1 pseudogene is annotated in these 460 nt (G+C 71.7%); it reads right to left on the bottom strand.

Annotated features, from left to right (window positions below):
• Nucleotides 1-460, bottom strand: a pseudogene (locus tag PUR56_RS11045) (SDR family NAD(P)-dependent oxidoreductase); the annotation flags it as partial.

Genomic DNA, 460 nt, shown 5'->3' with positions numbered 1-460 from the left:
GTAGGCGTCCAGGAAGGCGTTGGCCGCGGCGTAGTTACCCTGACCGGCGTTGCCGAACAGACCGGCCGCCCACGAGAAGAGAACGAAGGCGATGAGCGACCTCCCCTCCGTCTCGGCGGAGAGCTAGCCCGACGCGTCGACCTTGACCCGGAACACCGTGGCGAGGCGCTCGGGCGTCAGATCGGCGAGGCGGGCGTCGTCCAGCACACCGGCGGCGTGGATCACCGCGGTCACCGGCTCGCCCCGCAGCGCTGCGGCGACCGCTTCCGCGTCCGCCACGTCACAGGCCACCGCCCGCACCTTCGCCGAAGCGAGCTCCACGACGAGTCCCGCATCCCCACCGGAACGGGACAGCAACAGCAGGTCACGGACCCCGTGCGTCTCGACCAGATGCCGGGCGACCAGCCGCCCCAGGGTGCCGGTCGCACCGGTCACGACGACCGTGCCGTCACCGAACTCC

Origin of the sequence: Streptomyces sp. BE303, from assembly GCF_036290945.1 — a bacterium.
Classification (GTDB): domain Bacteria; phylum Actinomycetota; class Actinomycetes; order Streptomycetales; family Streptomycetaceae; genus Kitasatospora.
Note: the sequence above shows the minus strand (reverse complement) of the source record. Positions and strands in the feature narration are given on the sequence as shown.